This is a genomic window from Streptomyces sp. NPDC058751 (genome assembly GCF_042746485.1).
Classification (GTDB): Bacteria; Actinomycetota; Actinomycetes; order Streptomycetales; family Streptomycetaceae; genus Streptomyces.
In genome coordinates, this window is sequence record NZ_JBHYPZ010000004.1 from 272,153 (window position 1) to 293,015 (window position 20,863).

Genomic DNA, 20,863 nt, shown 5'->3' on the forward strand with positions numbered 1-20,863 from the left:
CGCGTCAGGCACTGCGGGGGGTGGCTGCGATGGTCTCGACGTCAGGGACGTCCGGTCCGGTCAGCTGGTGGTCACGCTGGTCGAGGTTCACGAAGATCATTCCGTACCGGATGGCACACCGGACGGGCTGCGGCGCCCCCCGAGGCCGCCGCAGACACCGGTAGGCCCGTACGTCCTCGTCGTCGTCGCGGGTGACGACGACGGGCTCTCCGAAGACGGTCACCATCAACGAGTCGCCGCTGTAGGGGATGGCGGTGACCAGGTCGATGAAGTGCCAGCCGGACCGGTAGGCGGTGGCCATCTCCCGGCGGAAGGAGCGGTCATCAGGAGGAACGCTCATGCTTCTGCGCTCACGGAGACGATCGTCCAGCCGCTGTCGCCCAGGGTCGCCACGGCCTCGGCGCTGTTCCAGCCGCTGTCGCCCAGGGCCGCCGCCTCGATGTCGGTCCAGCCGCTGTCGCCCGGGACCGCCCCGGCATCGGTCCAGCCGCTGTCCTCCGCGGTCGCCTTCACGCTGGTCCAACCGCTGTCCGAGTCGGCCCACGTCCGGGCACCCCCGGCATCAAGAACCGAGGCTCCCAGGGAGCCGGACGCCACAGCGACAGAGAAGACTGCGGCAAGCACTGAACCAAGCAATCTCGCTCGCATAGTCGGCTTCGTCCTCACTTGATGGAATCTTCTCCCCCGTCGTCACAAGACGATGGCTCATTCAGGCACGTCAATGCCACAGCAGCGATGCATCATGTTCCTGCACGTTCAGGACCCTGGGGGGTGGAGATTTGCCCACAAAGAACTCACAACCGACACATCCCCACGCTGTCACCACGTTGTGTGACGAAGGAACACGCATTTACGCCAGCGCGCTGCGCTCCGGCCGCATCACTCGGGTCGAAGTGGAAACAGCCCCTTGCCTCTTGGAGTTCGCGCTGCTTCATCCCGACCCCGACGACGAGAAATGGCTGCGCCCCGTCCCGCCGTCCGTCGCGCTCGCACAACGCCTTCACCCGCTGGAGCGCGAGATCCAGGAGCGGCGGCGGCAGGCGATCGAACTGACCGACTCCTTCGATCCGTTCATCGCGATCAGCACGCAGAGCCAGGCGAGCATTCACGCGATCACCGTTTTGGAAGGGTTCGACCGGATCAACGCGGCACTCAATTCGGCCACTGCCGAGTGCCACACGGAGATGTTGACGATCCAGCCCGGCGGCGGTCGCCCCGCAGACGCTCTCATGCAGGCCCTTGAGCGCGACCGGCCCCTCACCGACCGCGGAGTCAGCATCCGCACGCTGTACCAGCACACAGCCAGGCACAGCCAGGGAACCCTCGCCTATGTAGAGCGTATAACCGGCGGCAAGATCCAGGTCCGTACGCTCGAAGAACTCATCGAGCGATTGATCATCTTCGACCGGACCGTCGCCTTCATCCCCGCCAGCGACGACCGACGAGTCGCTCTTGAGCTTCGCCACCCCGGGCTCGTCCTGTACCTGAGCAAGGTCTTCGAGCAGCTTTGGCAGCGTGCGGTCCCGCTGACCGAAGATGTCCCGAACGACGTCGATCCCAATGGCATCACCCCCGTCCAGCGCTCCATAGCCAAACTCCTCATCGAGGGCCACGTCGACGAGGCCATAGCCCGCCGCCTGGGGATGAACGTCCGCACCTGCCGCGCCCACATAGCCAAACTGGCCTCCGCCCTCGGCAGCGGCAGCCGGGCACAACTCGGCTATCTCATCGCCGAGTCGGGGTTCCTGAAGCGGGAGGGAACCGCGGAATGACGACAGCGCACCCGCCGCACGGCGTGGAGGACCTGTGCGAAGCAGGCCTGGCACTGTACGCGCGCGCCCTGCGCGAAGGGCAGGTGCACGGTGAGGCCGCCGACATCGCGCCGTGTCTCGTCGACCTCGGCCTGCTCCACCCACACGTCGAGGACACGCGACGGCTGGAGCCCGTGGCACCCGCCGTCGCCTTGCACCGACTCCTGCGCGGGGTCGAGGACCGTATCGCGGACGAGCGGCGGCGCGAGGAGCGACTGGCCACGGTGTTCGAGCCGTTGATGCGGATCGACGGCGCACGCACGACAACGGCCGACCCGGCGATGCTGAGGTTCCTCAGCGGCGGAGAGGCGATCAACCTGGCCATCGCCCAGGCCATGACCGACGCGTCCCAGTTCCTCGCCATCCAGCCCCACATCAGTCACGTCGCCCGGCCTCCGGAGATCCACACCGAACCTCTGCGCCGCGACCAGGCCCTACTCGATCGCGGTGGCCGCATCCGCACCCTCTACCAGCACACGCTCCGCCACGCGCCCACGGTCCTCGCCCGCTACGAACAACTGAAGGGGGACGTGGAGGCCCGTACCCTCGATGAAATCCCCCAGCTGCTGCTGGTCGTCGACCGGACCGTGGCCTTCATCCCGGCGAGCAAGGACTACACGCTCGCCCTGGAAGTCCGCCACCCGGCCCTGATCGAGCACTTCGTCATCACCTTCGACCGCCTCTGGCGCCTGGCCACGCCCATGTACCCGGAAGCCGCCCAGCAGCCCACCCTGAACGGCATCACACCCCGCCAGCGCGCCATCGCGAGCCTCCTCGTCGAAGGCCACACCGACGCCGCCATAGCCGACCGCCTCGGCATGAATGTCCGCACCGCCCGGGTCCACATAGCCAAACTCGCCGCCACCCTCGGCAGCGAGAGCCGGGCCCAACTCGGCTATCTCATAGGCCGGTCGGGGATCCTTGATCAGGAACACCAGGGGGCTCGGGAGCAACCCCGGGAACGGTGACCGTCTCCAGCCCCGGAGTCCGCCGAGGCCCGTCCAGCCCTGCCTGGGCGATGCGGACGCCCAGTTGGGTGCGGCTCGCCGCGCCCAGGGTCTCCGACAGGCGCGCGATGTGTGCCCGGCAGGTACGGACGCTGATGCCAAGACGTTCCGCGACCACCGCGTCCTGGTGGCCCTCCGCCAGCAGGGCGGCGATCGAGCGCTCCCGATGGGTGATGCCCTCGATGCCGGTGGACGGGAGCGGGGACGCCAGCGGGATCGCGAGGCGCCACAGCCGCTCGAAGACCGTCACCAGGTAGTCCACCAGCGCGGGGTGGCGCAGCTCCAGAGCGATCGTGCGGTCGGGGTTGGCGGGGATGAAGGCGACCGTGCGGTCGAAGAGGATGAGCCGCTCCACGACCTCGTCGAGGGTGCGGGCCTCCGCCGCTCCTCCCATCAACTCCATGTAGTTCAGGAGCCCTTGGCCGTGCCGGGCCACGTGGGTGTACAGATCGCGCATGCGCACCCCGCGTCGGCGCATCTCCAGTGCCCGGTGCAGCCCCTCGACGAGTTCGTCCTCGCGCCGGATGCCGCCGGGCTGCACCGTCAGGACCTCACGGGTGCACTCCTCGGTCGCCTTGTCCATGGCGGCGTGGATCCGCGGCAGCCCGTCGAGGACCCGGATCGCCACCCCCTCGGCCGGCGCCCGCACCCGGCCGCCGAGGCCCGCGTACCACTCGAAGGCCGACACCGCGTCGCCCACCCGCGCCTGGCTCGCGCTGACTTCCTCGTACACGCCCCGCAGGAGCCGGGTCATGACCTCCTGGGGCGAGGTCGGCACCAGCCAGCCCATGTCGTCCGGGTCGGGGTGCAGCAGCGCCAGTTCCAGCAGGCAGGGCACCGTCTCGGCGTCCTCGCGGGGCACGCGGCCGCGCCGCACGGCCCGGGAGTACACCCGGTCGCCGACCTCGCACAGCCGGTCAGCGCCGTGCGGATGCCTGTCCGTCCCGTGCCCGGCCATCTCCCACCCCTGGCTCCAACCCTGGCTCCAGCCCTTTCCGCGGTGAGACGCCTCGGCATCTTCCGCAGCGCAACTATGCGCGGACGCGACCGGCACCGCAACAAGGCTGCGCCGCCGGGCAGCGCCCGTTCGCCCCGTCTCATCCCCCTACGTCCTGACCCCCGCCGCACCCCTTGCAACAAGCTGAAGACCCCTGGCCCGGCGCCTCCGATCCCCCTCCCCCGGGCCCCGGCCGACACCCCCCGAAAACCCAACTCCGTTCACAACACAGCGACTTGTGACCCGCCCCACCCCGCCGGGAGCCGTAGTCCCGCCCCGCCCCTGAGACGGACCCGTGACCGCACAACCCCACGACGGAAAATTCACGACATCCTCGAACCAGGCGGACGGCACCCTCGCCGCGCGGCCCCGGAGGGGCGCGGGAAGCGCTCGGCGCGAGGGGACGGATGGCGGGCGCGCCGGGCCGGCAGAGGCCTCAGGGAGGGGCTTCCGGGGGCCGTGAGGCGCCCCGAGGGCCTTCGGGGACCTTCAGGGACTTCCGGGGTGGAACACGGGAACGGGAACGGCCCCGGTCGGGGGTGGGCGCCTTGGGGCGCACCCGCGGGCGGGGCCGTGGCCGTGCTGGTCCTCGCCCGGCCGTCTCGGTGCCGAGACGGCCGGGCGGGGCGTCTACTTGATGCCGAGCGAGTTGCAGATCGCCTTGTAGGGCGCCGTGCAGATCTTGTTCACGGGGTAGATGCTGTCCTGGACGACCGTGTTCTGGATGTTGTCCTTGGTCAGCGCCACCACGGGCACGAGCTGGGACGGGATGTCCTTGTCGGTGGGGCTGGTGACCTTGTCGCGGGTCAGCGCGTCGAACTCGATCGAGCGGCCCTGGACCCGGGCGACGGCCATCTCGGCGGCCGCGTTGGCCTCCTGCGGGTACGACTTGTACACACTCATGTACTGGTCGCCCTTGAGGATCCGCTGCACGGCGATGAGCTCGGAGTCCTGGCCGGTGACCGGGGGCACCTTGCTGACGCCGGCCGCCTTGAAGGCGTCGATGACCGCGCCCGCGATGCCGTCGTTGGCGGCGTAGACACCGGCGATGTTGCTCAGACCGACCGCCTGGATGGACTTCTCCATGTTGGCCTTGGCGTTGACCGGGTTCCAGTCCTTGGTGTCGTACGCGCTGGAGATGATCACCTTGTCCTTGAGCTCGGACATGGCGCCGGACTTGAACTGGGCCGCGTTGGGGTCGGTCAGCGAGCCGTTCATCATGATGATCTTCTTCGAGGCCGAGTCGGCACCCAGCGCGGCGACCAGCGCCTTGCCCTGGGTCTCGCCGACCAGCTCGTTGTCGAAGGAGATGTACGCGTCGATCGGGCCCTGCGCCAGGCGGTCGTAGGCGATGACCGGGATCCCGGCCTCCTTCGCCTTGCGCACGCCCTTGGCGATCGTCACCGAGTCCACCGCGTCCACGAGGATGACGTCGACCTTGTCGTCGATCATCTGCTGCATCTGGCGGAGCTGCTTGGCCGCGTCCTGCTCGGCGTTCAGGTAGAGGACGTCACCCTGCTTCTCGGTGAGCTTCCGCACCTGCTCCCGGATGATCGGGTAGTCGAACTTCTCGTAACGGGTGTTCTGCTTCTCCGGAAGGAGCAGACCGACCGTGATGTCGTCGCCCTTCGTGGCGCTGGCCGACGAGCCGCTCCCGCCGATGCCACCCATGCCACAGCTGGTCAGGGTGAGGGCGGTGGCGGACGACGCCACGGCTATGACGGTACGGCGCAGGCCGGTGTTACGAGTCTTCACATCAGGTGCCTTCCGGGCGAGGTTGCAGCATTGCGACCCAGGTGGCTGAAAGCCAACGCGTTCGATCACCTCAGCGTCAAGGAGTAACCACTTAACGAGATGGCAACGGCGTTTCGTGTTCCACAAGTGAACGCGACGGGAAAAGAGTACGCCCATCCACCGAGTGATCCCCTCAGCTTCACCTTCTGTCATTCACAGGTCCAACCAACTTCCGTTCACAGGGGTCGCGCTTCCCGACGGTTTTTAACCGTTGTTGACCATCCGTGGACAGGAAGGAACACGTGCCCAGAGCCCCTGACGCGAAGGTCGCCACCCCCTCGGCACCCGCGCCCGCCACCGCGGGCGGGCCGCCCGCCGAGGCGGGACCGGCCGCCTCCGCAGTGACCAACCGCACACCGCCCGCCTATAAACGACATTTCACCGCAAATACCGTGTTCCAGGGCACTTCGAAGAAGGCCGGCCGCGACTCCGCGACCACCCGGAACCGGGGCTCCGGCGCCGTGGACGCCCGAAGGGGCCCGGCGGTTCGGACGAACCGCCGGGCCCCTTCGGGTGAGCGTGAGAACTGCCGGAACTACTCGGACGCGCGCTTGGGGCGCCACACCACCAGGGCGCTGGTCTGCTGGACCTCCTGGTACGGGACCAGGTCGCGCCGGTAGGAGGCGTGCACGGCGGCCTCGCGCTGCCGCATGGCGGCCGCGGCCCCGTCGACGGCCGACTCCAGCTCCGCGACACGGGACTGGAGCGCGGCCACCTGGTTCTCCAGCTCGATGATGCGCTTGATGCCGGCGAGGTTGATGCCCTCGTCCTGCGACAACTGCTGTACGGTACGCAGCAGTTCGATGTCACGGGCCGAGTAACGGCGGCCCCGGCCGGCCGTGCGGTCGGGAGAGACCAGACCGAGCCGGTCGTACTGACGCAGGGTCTGCGGGTGCAGTCCGGACAGCTGGGCCGCCACCGAGATGACGTAGACCGGGGTCTCCTCGGTCAGCTCGTAGGGATTGCGTCGACGACCGGTCGTGTCCATGGCTCCGTCATGCTCCCTTCGCGGCCTGGAACAGCTCCGCCCGCGGGTCCTCACCCGCGGTCGCCTCGCGATACGCCTCCAGCGCGTCACGAGCCTTGCCGGACAGGTCCTGGGGGACCGCCACCTCGACGGTGACCAGGAGGTCTCCCCGGGTGCCGTCCTTGCGGACCGCGCCCCTGCCCCGGGCGCGCATGGTCCGTCCGTTGGGCGTGCCCGGCGGCAGCTTCAGGGTCACCGGGGGGCCGCCCAGCGTCGGCACCTTGACCTCACCGCCCAGTGCCGCCTCCGCGAAGGTGACGGGCACGGTGACGGTGAGGTTGTCGTCCTTGCGGCCGAAGACCGGGTGGGTGCCCACGTGGACGGTGACGTACAGGTCACCGGCCGGGCCGCCCCGCTCGCCCGGCGCGCCCTTGCCCCGCAGCCGGATCCGCTGGTTGTCGCTGACGCCCGCGGGGATCCGGACCTGCATCGTGCGGGACGACTTGGCCCTGCCGCTGCCCGCGCACTCCATGCACGGGTGCTCGGCGATCAGACCGCGGCCCTTGCAGTCCGGGCAGGGGTCCGTGAGCGAGAAACCGCCCCCGGAGCCCCGTGCCACCTGGCCGGTGCCGACACAGGTCGGGCACACGCGCGGTGTGCCGTTCTTGTCGCCGGTGCCCGAGCAGGCCTTGCAGGCCGCCTGCGAGGTCATGCGCAGCGGAACGGTCGCGCCGTCCACCGCCTCCGTGAAGGAGAGCGTGACCTCCGTGTCGATGTCCTGGCCGCGCCTGGGCTGCGTACGCGTGCCCGTGGTGGCGCCGCCGCGGTTGAACAGGCCCCCGAAGACGTCACCTATGCCGCCGCCGAAGCCGCCGGCCCCTCCAGCTCCCTGGCCCTGGGCACCGCCTCCGAAGAGGTCGCCCAGGTCGAAGTTGAAGTTGCCGCCGCCGGCGCCGGGACCCGGACGGAAGCCACCGTTGCCGAAGAGGGCGCGTGCCTCGTCGTACTCCTTGCGCTTCTTGGGGTCGCCGAGCACGTCGTTCGCCTCGGAGATCTCCTTGAAGCGCTCCTCGGCCTTGGCGTTGCCCTTGTTGGCGTCCGGGTGGAACTCGCGGGCGAGCTTCCGGTACGCCTTCTTGATCTCGGCCTCGGTGGCGTCCTTGGGGACGCCGAGGACCTTGTAGAAGTCCTTCTCGATGAAGTCCTTGGTGCTCATCCCCGACGTCCCTCCTTCCTCGTCCGTTCAAGCTCAGCCCTCGTCCGGGCCACCGCTCTCCTTGTCGTCCGCAGCCTCGGCCTGCTCATCGGCCTTGACCGGCTGGGCCCCGGGCTGCGGCTCGGCGACGGCCACCCGCGCGGGGCGGATGGTGCGTTCGCCGAAGCGATACCCCGGCTGCAGAATCGCCACGCACGTCGTCTCCGTGACGTCCGGCGCGTACGAGTGCATCAGGGCCTCGTGGATCGTCGGGTCGAAGGGCTCGCCCTCCTTGCCGAACTGCTGGAGTCCCATCTTCGCCGCGACGGTCTCCAGGGACTCGGCGACGGACTTGAACCCGCCGACGAGCTCCCCGTGGTCCCGCGCGCGGCCGATGTCGTCGAGCACGGGCAGGAGCTCGGTCAGGAGGTTCGCGATGGCGATCTCCCGGACCGCGATCCGGTCGCGCTCGATGCGGCGGCGGTAGTTCTGGAACTCGGCCTGGAGCCGCTGGAGGTCCGCGGTGCGCTCGGTCAGTGCCATGCGCGCCTGGTCCAGCTGGGCCGTCAGGCCGGCCAACTGTGCTGATGCGTCCCCGTCCGGGGCCGCCGCCCCCTCCGCAGAGGGGGTGGCGGTCTGCGGCTCGGCGTCGTCGGAGGTGGCGCCTGAAGGGACGTCGGGCTGCTCTTCGAAGCCCGGGGTCTCCTCCGTCACGCGGCACCGTCCCGGCGGTCCTCGTCGACGATCTCGGCGTCGACGACGTCGTCGTCGGCCTTCGGGGCCTCGGCACCGTGGGCGTCGCCGCCCGCGGCCTGGGAAGCCTGGGCGTCGGCGTACATGGCCTGGCCGAGCTTCTGCGAGACGGCCGCGACCTTCTCGGTGGTGGTGCGGATCTCGGCGATGTCCTCGCCCTTGAGCGCGGCCTTCAGCTCCTCGATGGACGCCTCGACCTCGGTCTTGATCTCGCCCGGGACCTTGTCCTCGTTGTCCTTGAGGAACTTCTCGGTCTGGTAGACGAGCTGCTCGCCCTGGTTGCGGGTCTCGGCGGCCTCGCGGCGGGCGTGGTCCTCGTCCGCGTACTTCTCGGCCTCCTGGCGCATGCGGTCGACCTCGTCCCTCGGCAGCGAGGAGCCGCCGGTGACGGTCATCTTCTGCTCCTTGCCCGTGCCGAGGTCCTTCGCGGTCACGTGCATGATGCCGTTGGCGTCGATGTCGAAGGCGACCTCGATCTGCGGGACACCGCGCGGGGCCGGCGGCAGACCGGTCAGCTCGAACATGCCGAGCTTCTTGTTGTACGCCGCGATCTCGCGCTCGCCCTGGTAGACCTGGATCTGCACGGACGGCTGGTTGTCCTCGGCGGTGGTGAAGATCTCGGACCGCTTGGTCGGGATCGTCGTGTTCCGCTCGATGAGCTTCGTCATGATGCCGCCCTTGGTCTCGATGCCGAGGGACAGCGGGGTCACGTCGAGGAGCAGGACGTCCTTGACCTCACCCTTGAGGACACCGGCCTGGAGGGCGGCGCCGATGGCGACGACCTCGTCCGGGTTCACGCCCTTGTTGGCCTCGTTGCCGCCGGTCAGCTCCTTGACGAGCTCGGCGACGGCGGGCATGCGGGTGGAGCCACCGACGAGAACGACGTGGTCGATCTCGGACAGCTGGATGCCGGCGTCCTTGATGACGTTGTGGAACGGCGTCTTGCAGCGCTCCAGCAGGTCGGCGGTCAGCTGCTGGAACTGGGCGCGCGTGAGCTTCTCGTCCAGGTGCAGCGGGCCCTCGGCGGAAGCCGTGATGTAGGGCAGGTTGATCGAGGTCTCGGTGGACGAGGACAGCTCGATCTTGGCCTTCTCGGCGGCCTCACGCAGACGCTGGAGCGCCATCTTGTCCTTGGCGAGGTCCACGCCGTGGCCGGAGCGGAACTGCTGCACCAGGTAGTCGACGACGCGCTGGTCCCAGTCGTCACCACCGAGGTGGTTGTCACCGTTGGTGGCCTTCACCTCGACGACACCGTCGCCGATCTCCAGGAGGGACACGTCGAAGGTGCCGCCACCGAGGTCGAAGACGAGGATCGTCTGGTCGTCCTTGTCGAGGCCGTACGCCAGGGCGGCGGCGGTCGGCTCGTTGACGATGCGAAGGACGTTCAGACCGGCGATCTCGCCGGCTTCCTTCGTCGCCTGGCGCTCGGAGTCGTTGAAGTACGCCGGGACGGTGATGACCGCGTCGGCCACCTTCTCGCCCAGGTACGCCTCGGCGTCGCGCTTCAGCTTCTGCAGGATGAAGGCGCTCATCTGCTGCGGGTTGAAGCTCTTGCCGTCGAGCTCGATCTTCCAGTCGGTGCCCATGTGGCGCTTCACCGAGCGGATGGTCCGGTCGACGTTGGTGACCGCCTGACGCTTGGCGACCTCGCCGACGAGCACCTCGCCGTTCTTCGCGAAGGCGACGACGGACGGCGTGGTCCTGGCGCCTTCGGCGTTGGTGATGACGGTGGGCTCGCCGCCTTCGAGAACGCTGACGACGGAGTTAGTCGTGCCCAGGTCGATGCCGACCGCACGTGCCATTTCGATTCCTCCAGCAATGACTTGAGTGGAACGGACTCAAGTGTGCACGACGTCCGCCTCTCGGTCAACAGACCTGAGTCGTGGGGGCTCAACTCTTATCCGTTCCTTACACGCATAGACCATCTGATCTGCGGCTTTTCCTCAGAGTCAGCGCACCTTCACCATGTCCGGAGCCTCCGGACGGGGGCGCCCGGGCCGCGCCGACGGCCTCGGAACGGGCCCCCCGGGTGCCGGGATCGCACGCGACCGGTCACGGTGCGGGCGCGCCACGGGACGCACGGCCCCCACGACGGCGACCGCCGCCACGGCGCCCACCGGCCACCAGGCGGCCCCGGCCCCCAGCCACCCGAGGTCGATGCCCAGTCCGACGAACGCGGCCGCGAACGCGGCCAGTCCCGTCACCACCAGGGCCCCCTGCCGGGTGAGCCCCGCCCGCCGCAGCCGGTGCACCAGATGGTCGGGCGCCGGGCGCGGCAGCGGGCACCCCGCCCGCCACCGCGAGACCAGGACCAGGACGACGTCCGCGCCGGCCACGGCCGTCAGCGCGAAGGCGGCGCCGAGGCCGGATCCGGCGGGCCGCTCCGCGTGCACCCGCACGATCGCCGAGGCCAGCAGGAACCCGGCGAACAGCGACCCGCAGCGACCCGGCGCGCTCCGGGCCGGGGGCCATCCGTGCATCAGGAAGCCCGTGAGGGCGGCGGCCAGCACGCTGAGCAGCGCCGCGAGCCCGTCCATGAGCTCGGCGGCCGCGCACCCGCCGAGGGCGAACGCGGTGATGACGCCGACCGTCCCCATCACCCCGTCGGCGTGGTCCAGCGAGCGGAACGCCTGGACGACGAGGACGATCCAGACCACCGCCAGGATCCCGGCGGGCAGGCCGAGCACGTCGTAGGGGACGGTCAGCGCGGCGGCGACGGCGACTCCCGCCACGCACACCACCGGGGGTACGGGCAGCAGGTCGGCGGCCAGGCCGAGCAGGGCGACGGCCAGGGCGACGGCCAGCAGCCGGCCGGTCTCCGGCCCGAGGGGGGCGGCGCCGGTCCAGTCCCCGGCCCAGCCGACGAGCGCCGTCGCGCCGGCCACGGCCGCCCCGCCGAGGAGCGGGACCGGTCTCCCCCTCCCGGGCACCCGGGGTCTCGCCCGGCGGGCGGGGAACCCCCTCCCGTCGGCCGGGCCGAGGCGCAGGGAGAGCGACCGCAGCAGCGCGGTGAGTGCGGCGGTCAGGAGCAGAGCGGCGACGGCGGCCGCGATTCCGTACAGCACGTCGCCAATTTAGGGGTGATTGTCACAGTATTGGGTGAATAACACGATCCGGTTTACGTGTCCTGTCGAACGCGGGCGAACGGGACCGCCTGCCCGCACCCCGGGCGCCCACTCAGGCTTCCCTCAGCGACGCAGATCACCGCACCGCTGACTACAGTGCGGCGGAGGAAGTGGGTAGTCTCAGACGGACTGCATAAGTTACCGCTTAGTAATCACCTTCGAGATCGCCTCGAAGAACGCCTCGCAGGCCCGAGGAGCCCCCGAATGCAACTCGCCGCGATCATTGTGTCGCTGGTCCTGACGGTGGTCGGCGTTGCGCTGCTCGCACGCGCCATCGGTCAGTTCGTCCGGTACTTCAAACTGGGCCAGCCGGTGCCGGCCGGTACCCGGACCGACAACCCCTACGCGCGCAGCGTGACCCTGGTCAGGGAGTTCCTCGGCCACACGCGGATGAACCGCTGGGGCATCGTGGGCTTCGCCCACTGGTTCGTGGCGATCGGCTTCCTGACCCTGCCGCCGACCCTCGCCCAGGCCTTCGGCCAGCTCTTCCAGGCCGACTGGACGCTGCCGGTCATCGGCGGCTTCCTGCCGTTCGAGCTGTACATCGAGTTCATCGGCGTGATGACGATCCTCGGCATCGCCGTGCTCATCGCGATCCGCCTGCTGAACCTGCCGTCCCGCCCGGGCCGCAAGTCCCGCTTCGCGGGCTCCAAGGCCGGCCAGGCCTACTTCGTCGAGTACGTCATCCTCACCATCGGCCTCGCGATCTACGCCCTGCGCGGCCTCGAGGGCGCCATCCACGACGTGGAGCACTACGAGGCCGCGTACTTCGCCTCGTACCCGCTGGTCCTGGCCTTCAAGGGCCTGAGCGTCACCACGCTGCAGAACCTGATCTACCTCACCGCCATGGTGAAGATCAGCACCTCGTTCATCTGGATGATCGTGGTCTCGCTGAACACCAACATGGGTGTGGCCTGGCACCGCTTCCTCGGGTTCCCGAACATCTGGTTCAAGCGCGAGGCGACCGGCGGGACCGCCCTCGGCGGCCTCCAGCCGATGACCTCCGGCGGCAAGGCCATCGACTTCACCGACCCCGGCGAGGACGACGTCTTCGGCGTCTCCCAGGTCGAGCAGTTCTCCTGGAAGGGCCTGCTCGACTTCTCCACCTGCACCGAGTGCGGCCGCTGCCAGTCGCAGTGCCCCGCCTGGAACACCGGCAAGCCGCTGTCCCCCAAGCTGCTGATCATGTCGCTGCGCGACCACGCGCACGCCAAGGCCCCGTACCTGCTGGCCGGCGGCGGCAAGAACATGGAGGGCGAGGAGAAGGCGTCCGAGGAGCAGCTCAAGGACGTCCCCGCGGCCGCCCTCGCCGAGGCCGAGCGCCCCCTCATCGGCACCGCCGAGGAGAACGGCGTCATCGACCCGGACGTCCTGTGGTCCTGCACCACCTGCGGCGCCTGCGTCGAGCAGTGCCCGGTGGACATCGAGCACGTCGACCACATCGTCGACATGCGCCGCTACCAGGTGATGATCGAGAGCGCGTTCCCGTCCGAGGCGGGCACGATGCTCAAGAACCTGGAGAAGAAGGGCAACCCCTGGGGCCTGGCGAAGAAGCAGCGCCTGGAGTGGCTCAAGGAGGTCGAGTTCGAGGTCCCGGTCGTCGGCAAGGACATCGAGGACCTCTCCGAGGTCGAGTACCTCTACTGGGTCGGCTGCGCCGGCGCCCTGGAGGACCGCGCCAAGAAGACCACCAAGGCCTTCGCGGAGCTGCTGCACATGGCGGGCGTCAAGTTCGCGATCATGGGCGGCGACGAGAAGTGCACCGGTGACTCCGCCCGCCGCCTCGGCAACGAGCCCCTGTTCCAGGAGCTCGGCATGGAGAACGTCGCGGCGCTGAACATGGCCTTCGGCGAGGACGACGAGGACGAGTCGACCAAGAAGCCGAAGTCGGCGAAGAAGATCGTCGCCACCTGCCCGCACTGCCTCAACACGATCGGCAACGAGTACCCGCAGCTCGGCGGCGACTACGAGGTCATCCACCACACGCAGCTGCTCCAGCACCTCATCGACGAGGGCAAGCTGCTGCCGGTGACCCCGGTCGAGGGTCTGATCACGTACCACGACCCGTGCTACCTGGGCCGCCACAACAAGGTCTACACGCCCCCGCGCGAGATCATGTCCGCCGTCCCGGGCCTGCGCCAGCAGGAGATGCACCGCCACAAGGAGCGCGGCTTCTGCTGCGGCGCCGGCGGCGCGCGGATGTGGATGGAGGAGCGGATCGGCAAGCGCATCAACAACGAGCGCGTCGACGAGGCCCTGTCGCTGAACCCCGACATCGTCTCCACCGCCTGCCCGTTCTGCCTCGTCATGCTGACCGACTCGGTCAACGGCAAGAAGAACGACGGCAAGGCCAAGGAGTCCATCACGGTCGTCGACGTCGCCCAGCTCCTCCTCGAATCCGTCAAGACGCCGGTTGAGGAAGAGCCCCCGGCGGGCGCGGCCGAGTCGGAGAACGAGCCGGAGCCGGAGCCGGTGAAGTAGCCGGTGCCGGTGAGGCGGCCGGTGCCGTCAGGCCCGGCCGTCAGGCCCGACCGTCCGACGACACGACTGTCTGGCACAGCCGCCTGACCCGGCCGTCAGGCACGGCGACACCCCGTGCTCCCCGGAGCACGGGGTGTCGCCGTTTCCGGCGCGGGCGTGGGCCGTGCGCCCCCTCGGACACGGCCGGCCCGGCGGTCCCGGAACGGGATCGAACTCACGTACAACCCTTGCGCCTCGCCAGAGGTCTCCTGTTCGCCGATCTGTTCAGTGAACCGCCGTACAACTACGGGCGAACGCGGACGGTCGGCTCCCCATCGACAGGGGACGCGCACCCGGCGTCCCCGCATGCCGCAGGAGAATCCCGCATGCTCATGCGTCACCCGCGCCACGTGCGCCTCGCCCTCGCGACGGCGACCGCCGCCGCTCTGACGGGCGGCCTTCTGACCTTCTCGGCCGCGACCGCGACCGCCGCGGACTCCACCACGGTCCCGCAGGCCGACTTCAACGGCGACGGCAAGGGCGACGTGGCCTTCTCGGCCCACGGCGCCTACGTCGGCGGCCGCGCGGGCGCCGGCCAGATCGTCGCCCTCTACGGCACGGCCACCGGCGTGTCGTCCGCCAAGCGCTCCACGATCAGCCAGAACACCGCCGGTGTCCCCGGCACCGCCGAGGCCGGGGACGGCTTCGGCGCCGAGTCGGCGTACGCCGACTTCAACGGCGACGGGTACGACGACCTCGCCGTCGCCTCCCCCTGGGAGAAGGTCGGCACCGACACCAACGGCGGCGGCCTCACCATCCTGTGGGGCTCCCTGGGCGGCCTCACCGGCAAGGCCTCCGACATCCCGGACCCGGCCCCCTCCTCGCACGACTACTGGGGCAAGGACCTGGCCGCCGGCGACTTCGACGGCGACGGCAAGGCCGACCTCGCGGTCGGCAGCTCCGCGAGCACGATCTACGTCTACAAGGGCGGCTTCAGCACGGCCGGCACCCCCGGGGGCCGTACGACGATCAAACCCCCGATCCAGCCGGGCACCAACGACAGTCCCTACGGCCCGATGAGCCTGACCGCGGGCGACGTGAACGGCGACGGCCGGACCGACCTGATCGTCGACGGCTACGAGACGGAGTCCGACTACGGCTGGAACACGAACTACTTCGTGCCCGGCTCGGCGAGCGGCCTGAGCGTGGCGTCCGCCAAGGCCCTCAAGCCCGGCATCGTCACCGGCATCGGCGACATCAACGGCGACGGCTTCGGCGACATCGTCAGCGGAGCGGGCTGGGACGACAGGACGGAGGACGGCACCCCCGTCCCGGACGCCGCCAACGGCGGCAAGGTGAACATCACCTACGGCTCGGCGTCCGGCCCGGCCGGCACAACCGGGGTCACCCAGAACAGCGGCAGCGTCCCGGGCACCTCGGAGAAGGGCGACGGCTTCGGCTGGGACCTGGACATGGGCGACGTCAACGGCGACGGCTACCAGGACCTGGTCGTCTCGGCCCCGAACGAGGACATCGACGGCGTCACCAACACCGGCATGGTCACCGTCCTGTACGGCTCCGCGGCCGGCCTCGACGTCTCCTCCGGCATCCAGGCGTTCGCCCAGAACACGGCGGGCGTCCCCGGCAACGACGAGAAGGGCGACCTGTTCGGCGCGGACGTCAAGCTCGACGACGTCACCGGCGACGGCCGGGCCGACCTGGTCGTCGGTTCGTACGAGAACTCCGCCAACGGCGCGGTCACCTACCTGCCCTCGAACGGCAGCGTGATCACCACCAGCGGCTCCCGCACCGTCTCGCCGAGCACCTCGGGCGTCTCGACGTCGGGCACCCCGCAGTTCGGCGCCGTCTTCGCCGACTGACCGACCGGACATGCCGTAGGACCAGGAGGGGCCGCCCGTTCCGGGCGGCCCCTCCGTACGGCACTCCGTCTCCGTACGGCACTCCGTCTCCGTACGGCACTCCGTCTCCGTACGGCACTTCGTCTCCGTACGGCACTTCGTCTCCGTACGGCATTCCGCCGAACTGGCCTTTCCCGTAAGGGCTCCGCCCGCCACGGCCCTTAGGGGATGTCACAGCTCGGCACCGATGCCGGGCCCGTCGCCCCTCGCTCGGCACGTCACTCCTCCGGACCAGGTACGTTCGATGACGTGGCTGGATTCAGGATGGGACGCGGCGGCCGGGACAACCGTGCCCCGCAAGGGCAACCGCAACAACGACCGTCGTACGGACAGTCCTCGCACGGAGGCGGACAGCAGTCCCCCCGTGGGGGCGGGCAGCAGCCGTACGGCTACCCGGCCGCGCCGTCGCGGCCGCAGTACGGGGGACAGCACCCTTACAACGGGCAGCAGGGCGGCCAGGCCTACCGCGGCGGGCAGCAGGGCGGGCAGGGCGGCTGGCCCCAGGGCGGCGGACACGGCGGACACGGCGAGCCGGAGTACTTCGGCGACGGTCACCCGCAGCAGGGTCCGGACCCGTACGCCGCGAACAGCCCCGGCCACACGCAGGCCTTCTCGATCGGCGAGGACCCCTACAACCAGGGGGACGTCTATCAGTCGGGCCAGCCGGCCGCTCCGCCGGTCGGGCCCCGGCTGCACTGGAAGGACCTGCTCAAGGGCATAGTCACGGCCCCCAACCAGACCTTCCTCCAGATGCGCGACTACGCGATGTGGGCCCCCGCCCTGATCGTGACGTTCCTCTACGGCCTGCTGGCGGTCTTCGGCTTCGACGGCGCCCGCGAGGACGCCATCAACGCGACCCTCTCCAACGCCGTCCCGATCGTCCTGACGACCGCTGTCGCCCTCGTGCTCAGCACGTTCGTCCTGGGCGTGGTCACCCACACCCTGGCCCGCCAGCTCGGCGGCAACGGCGCCTGGCAGCCCACGGTCGGCCTCTCCATGCTGATCATGTCCATCACGGACACCCCCCGGCTGCTGTTCGCCATGTTCCTCGGCGGAGACGCGTCCTTCGTCAAGCTGCTCGGCTGGATCACCTGGGTCGCCGCGGGTGCCCTGCTGACCCTGATGGTCGGCAAGTCCCACGACCTCCCCTGGCCGAAGGCCCTCGCCGCGTCCTCCATCCAGCTGATCGCCATCCTGTCGATCATCAAGCTGGGCACGTTCTGACGCCACCGACGGCGCACGCGCCGGCCCGGACCTGACAGAGGGGCTTCCCGCAGTGTGCGGGGAGCCCCTCTCGGCCTTCCGGCGCCGTCAGGCCGCCTCACCGTTCTTGTTCAGTGCCCAGACCGAGCCGAACGGCACGGCGATCTCCAGCGCCCTCTTCTCCTCCCACATCCTTTCGTCCCTCCCGGTGATGAACATCCCGCGCCGGACCGTGAGCAGGCTGTTGGTCCCCACATCGGTGGTCGGCGTCCACGTGATCTCCACGCTCTTGTCGTCCCCGGTCGAGCACCACCAGGTACCGGGCTCGGTGATCTCGTCGGAGCCGGACACCTGGTGCACGCTGCAGACGGAACTCATCACGGAGACGTCCGGGTGCCGCTGGTGACCGGCGTGCCGGTACTTGGCGCGCAGATGCCGGGCGAGCTCGGTCAGCCCCAGCTGGATGACGCTCGGCACCTGGATGCTGCCCGTGGCACCCGTGTTGGTGACGCAGCGGTGCATCGTCTTCGGTCTCGTCACGCGGCGGTCCCGCTGGAGCGCGGAGATGACCATGTTCATCCCCTTGGTGGCCGCGTCCGGCGCGACCGCCGCGTACCCGAGCCGCTCGTCGTAGTCCGAGAAGTGCTCTTTCCACTCCTTGCGGACCCGGTTGGCCTGTACACGTTGGGGCAGTCGTTTTGGCTGCACTCGCCGTTGCCGTCGCCGGTAAGTCGGGTGAGTTCTTCGCGCGCCATGCTCAAACCCCCTTGCGGGTGACCCCTGTTGGGGCCGACGTCATGACGCTACGAGGGTTCGCGACGGCCGTCTATGCGGCCTCGCGGGCATTCGCGTAGCCGGGTACGGCGTCGTCGGCAACGGCCCGCCAGGGCGGCGCCGGAGAGCCCCGAGACACGCGATCAGTAGACCGTGTCTAGGTACACAGAAGCCCCCACCCGAAGGTGGGGACCAAGGCCTGTGACCTGTGCTTACGCATCCAGGACAGTGGTGTGGTGGTGGACCACGGGAGGTTCAACACTCCAGGGGAAATTAATCCAGACTGAGTCGTCGGTCCGCTTCCAGACGTACTCGCATTTCACGAGCGACTGGGTCTTCTCGTAGATCACGGCGCTGCGGACCTCGGCGACCTCGCCGACGCAGAAGTCGTGCACGAGCTTGAGCGTCTTGCCCGTGTCGGCGACGTCGTCGGTGATCAGGACCTTCTTGTCGGAGAAGTCGATCGCATTGGGCACGGGGGCGAGCATGACCGGCATCTCCAGCGTCGTCCCCACCCCCGTGTAGAACTCGACGTTCACCAGGTGGATGTTCTTGCAGTCCAGGGCGTAGGCGAGCCCGCCCGCGACGAAGACGCCGCCCCGCGCGATCGAGAGCACGATGTCGGGCTCGTACCCGTCGTCGGCGATGGTCTGGGCGAGTTCGCGCACGGCGACGCCGAACCCTTCGTAGGTGAGGTTCTCGCGCGCGGGAGACATCGTCATCGCCTCAGACCTGGGTGCGGTGGAAGTTCAGGAAGGACCGCGAGGGGGTCGGACCGCGCTGACCCTGGTAACGGGAGCCGTACCGCTCGCTGCCGTAGGGGAACTCGGCCGGCGAGCTGAGCCGGAACATGCACAGCTGCCCGATCTTCATCCCCGGCCACAGCTTGATCGGCAGGGTCGCGAGGTTGGACAGCTCCAGGGTGACGTGCCCGGAGAACCCGGGGTCGATGAACCCGGCGGTGGAGTGGGTCACCAGGCCCAGCCGTCCGAGGGAACTCTTGCCCTCGAGGCGCGAGGCGAGGTCGTCGGGCAGCGTGATGACCTCGTACGTGCTGGCGAGGACGAACTCCCCGGGGTGGAGGATGAACGGCTCGTCACCCTCGGGCTCGACGAGCCGCGTGAGGTCCGCCTGCTCGACCGAGGGGTCGATGTGGGGGTAACGGTGATTCTCGAACACCCGGAAGTAGCGGTCGAGCCGCACATCGATGCTCGACGGCTGCACCATGGATTCGTCGTAGGGATCGATGCGGACCCGTCCGGCGTCGATCTCGGCCCGGATGTCCTTGTCTGAGAGAAGCACGTCCTGAGGATACGCAAGGCGCGCGGAGCCACCACAATCGTGACGGCACCGCGCACCCGTACCACTCGTTCACTTCGGCCGCGGGCGACGCCGCATCACCTGCCGCGCCACCACGACGACGCCGTCGCGACAGCACCACGGCACCGGCGCACCCATGCCGCACCGGCCCCGGTCGCACTGCCGCGGCCACTGCGTCCTACCGCTCCGACACTGCCCTCTCCAAGGCCACCGGCACCACACTGCGGAGCCGGGCACAGCGCGGACACCGCAGCAGCCGGCCGGGGCCGAGCCGCTCGGCCTGCTGCATCGGGAACGAAGCGGTGCTGAACACGTGCCCTTCGGCACAACGGACGACGGTGCGCTCCATCAAGTCCCAGAGTCCCTTCCCCAGAGCCGCGTCAGGTTGATTCCCTGACGCCGAAAGCCACATTACGGGATGAAAGAGACGGCCCTCCAGGCGGCACTCCGCCCCCGCCCGGACCCACTTCGACGCCCCCACCGTACGCCCCAACTCCGGCCCCCCGCAGCCTCGTCCGCCCCGGAAACGCACCCGGAACACACCCGGAACGCGAGCGGGCCCCGCGGCTTCGACGCCGGGGGCCGGACATGAGGTACAGTGAGCGAGCATTCAGACACCGGCACGACCGGCGTCTTACGCGGGTGTAGTTTAGTGGTAGAACATCAGCTTCCCAAGCTGAGAGTGCGAGTTCGATTCTCGTCACCCGCTCCATGTGAAACCCCCAGGTCGGCGACCCGGGGGTTCTTTGTTGTCCAGACCAGTGAGCGGTGCGCGCACCACATCCGCACCATAAGGACCGGCTAGCTGTCGGTGGGCTCCTCCTTGTGGTGCGCCGGGTCATCGTCGCGCCGCTTCGCCCGTACGGCTCCTGGTCGCCGGTCCCGGCTTGGACGGAGAGCTCCCGGCCGGGCTCCTGGCCGACCGAATGGGCCCGCCGACGCTGACGCTCACGGCCGAGCACGTCGAACCGGTCAGCACCGCAAGGACAGCCCGGTATCTCTGCTCGACAACCGACAACTCCACCAGCGCCAATCCCGGCCTCCCGCCACACGCCGCAACGACGCGCACAGAAAACCCGATCACGGCCACTGTCAACCATCAGCTGGGACCGAACCGTCAAGCATCACCCGGGACCGGACATTCCACAGCGGCTTCGAGGAACCTGACGCACAGAACATCCGCAACGGCTGCGACTCCTACTGCGTTGTCACCCCCGGCCAGGGCACCGCATACGGATGCGTGCGCACGGTGGAAGTGGAGGGAGACCTCCTGCGGGTCACGTTCGACCCCGATTCGCTGGAAGCCCTGTTCCTGGACGATCCGGTAGTGGAGGCGGTGCTGCATGCGCCGGCCGCGGACGTAGCGCGTGCGGGAGGCACTCACGCGCATCCTCACCTACGGCCGGCCGAACGCGCTCCCAGTGGTGATCGGGGTCTGAACTACTAGGGCGTGTATCGAAAGTGGCTGGTAGCGGCCTGTGGGGCATGCTCGAGAATCTGGTGCAACTGCTCGCATCGCGGATCTGTGATGCTGTCCG

General features: G+C 69.3%; 17 protein-coding genes and 1 tRNA gene. 6 read left to right on the forward strand and 12 right to left on the reverse strand.

Translation table 11 applies throughout. The features are described from left to right. Nucleotides 1-4: 4 nt before the first annotated feature. Nucleotides 5-340 carry a hypothetical protein gene (locus ACFW6B_RS06535; protein ID WP_386592661.1) on the reverse strand — a complete coding sequence of 112 codons (336 nt, stop codon included), beginning with the start codon at nt 338-340 and terminating at the stop codon, nt 5-7. Then, nucleotides 337-513 carry a hypothetical protein gene (locus ACFW6B_RS06540; RefSeq protein WP_386592662.1) on the reverse strand — a complete coding sequence of 59 codons (177 nt, stop codon included), beginning with the start codon at nt 511-513 and terminating at the stop codon, nt 337-339. Before ACFW6B_RS06540 ends, ACFW6B_RS06535 begins: the two co-directional genes overlap by 4 nt. A gap of 266 nt (nt 514-779) precedes the next feature. Between ACFW6B_RS06540 and ACFW6B_RS06545 the strand changes: the two genes are divergently transcribed. Both ACFW6B_RS06545 and ACFW6B_RS06550 read left to right on the forward strand, forming a co-directional pair. Next, nucleotides 780-1,772, forward strand: coding sequence for a helix-turn-helix transcriptional regulator (locus tag ACFW6B_RS06545; RefSeq protein WP_386592665.1), 993 nt, complete (start codon nt 780-782; stop codon nt 1,770-1,772). Beyond that, nucleotides 1,769-2,779 (forward strand): LuxR C-terminal-related transcriptional regulator, encoded by a 1,011-nt coding sequence (locus tag ACFW6B_RS06550; protein WP_386592667.1) that lies wholly within the window; start codon nt 1,769-1,771, stop codon nt 2,777-2,779. Before ACFW6B_RS06545 ends, ACFW6B_RS06550 begins: the two co-directional genes overlap by 4 nt. Here the strand turns inward: ACFW6B_RS06550 and ACFW6B_RS06555 are convergent. From ACFW6B_RS06555 to ACFW6B_RS06585, 7 genes are all read right to left on the reverse strand, one after another. Next, on the reverse strand, nt 2,712-3,776 hold the full coding sequence (locus tag ACFW6B_RS06555; protein ID WP_386592669.1) for a LuxR C-terminal-related transcriptional regulator: 1,065 nt from the start codon (nt 3,774-3,776) through the stop codon (nt 2,712-2,714). The genes ACFW6B_RS06550 and ACFW6B_RS06555 overlap by 68 nt on opposite strands. 669 nt (nt 3,777-4,445) lie before the next feature. Beyond that, the gene (locus tag ACFW6B_RS06560; protein ID WP_386592671.1) at nt 4,446-5,570 is read right to left on the reverse strand and encodes a sugar ABC transporter substrate-binding protein; all 1,125 of its coding nucleotides are present in this window, start codon (nt 5,568-5,570) and stop codon (nt 4,446-4,448) included. 574 nt (nt 5,571-6,144) lie between these two features. Next, nucleotides 6,145-6,597 (reverse strand): heat shock protein transcriptional repressor HspR, encoded by a 453-nt coding sequence (locus tag ACFW6B_RS06565; RefSeq protein WP_386592673.1) that lies wholly within the window; start codon nt 6,595-6,597, stop codon nt 6,145-6,147. Nucleotides 6,598-6,604: 7 nt separating this feature from the next. Beyond that, the gene (gene dnaJ / locus ACFW6B_RS06570) at nt 6,605-7,792 is read right to left on the reverse strand and encodes a molecular chaperone DnaJ (protein ID WP_386592676.1); all 1,188 of its coding nucleotides are present in this window, start codon (nt 7,790-7,792) and stop codon (nt 6,605-6,607) included. 33 nt (nt 7,793-7,825) lie between these two features. After that, the gene (gene grpE / locus ACFW6B_RS06575) at nt 7,826-8,485 is read right to left on the reverse strand and encodes a nucleotide exchange factor GrpE (protein WP_386592678.1); all 660 of its coding nucleotides are present in this window, start codon (nt 8,483-8,485) and stop codon (nt 7,826-7,828) included. Beyond that, entirely contained in the window at nt 8,482-10,326 is a 1,845-nt protein-coding gene (gene dnaK / locus ACFW6B_RS06580; RefSeq protein WP_386592680.1) for a molecular chaperone DnaK, read from the reverse strand. Before dnaK ends, grpE begins: the two co-directional genes overlap by 4 nt. Before the next feature lie 147 nt (nt 10,327-10,473). Then, nucleotides 10,474-11,589 carry an MraY family glycosyltransferase gene (locus tag ACFW6B_RS06585; protein ID WP_386592682.1) on the reverse strand — a complete coding sequence of 372 codons (1,116 nt, stop codon included), beginning with the start codon at nt 11,587-11,589 and terminating at the stop codon, nt 10,474-10,476. Nucleotides 11,590-11,853: 264 nt separating this feature from the next. Between ACFW6B_RS06585 and ACFW6B_RS06590 the strand changes: the two genes are divergently transcribed. The 3 genes from ACFW6B_RS06590 (at nt 11,854) to ACFW6B_RS06600 (ending at nt 17,252) form a co-directional block, all read left to right on the forward strand. Further along, nucleotides 11,854-14,130 (forward strand): heterodisulfide reductase-related iron-sulfur binding cluster, encoded by a 2,277-nt coding sequence (locus ACFW6B_RS06590; RefSeq protein WP_386592684.1) that lies wholly within the window; start codon nt 11,854-11,856, stop codon nt 14,128-14,130. Nucleotides 14,131-14,495: 365 nt separating this feature from the next. Beyond that, the gene (locus ACFW6B_RS06595) at nt 14,496-15,989 is read left to right on the forward strand and encodes an FG-GAP and VCBS repeat-containing protein (RefSeq protein WP_386592687.1); all 1,494 of its coding nucleotides are present in this window, start codon (nt 14,496-14,498) and stop codon (nt 15,987-15,989) included. Between the two features lie 207 nt (nt 15,990-16,196). Next, nucleotides 16,197-17,252 (forward strand): Yip1 family protein, encoded by a 1,056-nt coding sequence (locus ACFW6B_RS06600; protein WP_386592688.1) that lies wholly within the window; start codon nt 16,197-16,199, stop codon nt 17,250-17,252. Nucleotides 17,253-17,339: 87 nt separating this feature from the next. On the opposite strand, the gene ACFW6B_RS06605 is transcribed toward ACFW6B_RS06600, so the two are convergent. The 3 genes from ACFW6B_RS06605 to dcd all read right to left on the reverse strand — a co-directional run bounded on the left by ACFW6B_RS06605 (nt 17,340) and on the right by dcd (nt 19,307). Beyond that, complete coding sequence (locus ACFW6B_RS06605; RefSeq protein WP_386592734.1) at nt 17,340-17,939, reverse strand: hypothetical protein; 600 nt, start codon at nt 17,937-17,939, stop codon at nt 17,340-17,342. Nucleotides 17,940-18,217: 278 nt separating this feature from the next. After that, complete coding sequence (locus tag ACFW6B_RS06610) at nt 18,218-18,721, reverse strand: phosphoribosyltransferase (protein WP_386592729.1); 504 nt, start codon at nt 18,719-18,721, stop codon at nt 18,218-18,220. A 10-nt stretch (nt 18,722-18,731) separates the two neighbouring features. Then, complete coding sequence (gene dcd / locus ACFW6B_RS06615; RefSeq protein ID WP_386592690.1) at nt 18,732-19,307, reverse strand: dCTP deaminase; 576 nt, start codon at nt 19,305-19,307, stop codon at nt 18,732-18,734. Between the two features lie 656 nt (nt 19,308-19,963). Between dcd and ACFW6B_RS06620 the strand changes: the two genes are divergently transcribed. Further along, nucleotides 19,964-20,037, forward strand: a tRNA-Gly gene (locus ACFW6B_RS06620). The last annotated feature ends 826 nt before the right edge of the window (nt 20,038-20,863 follow it).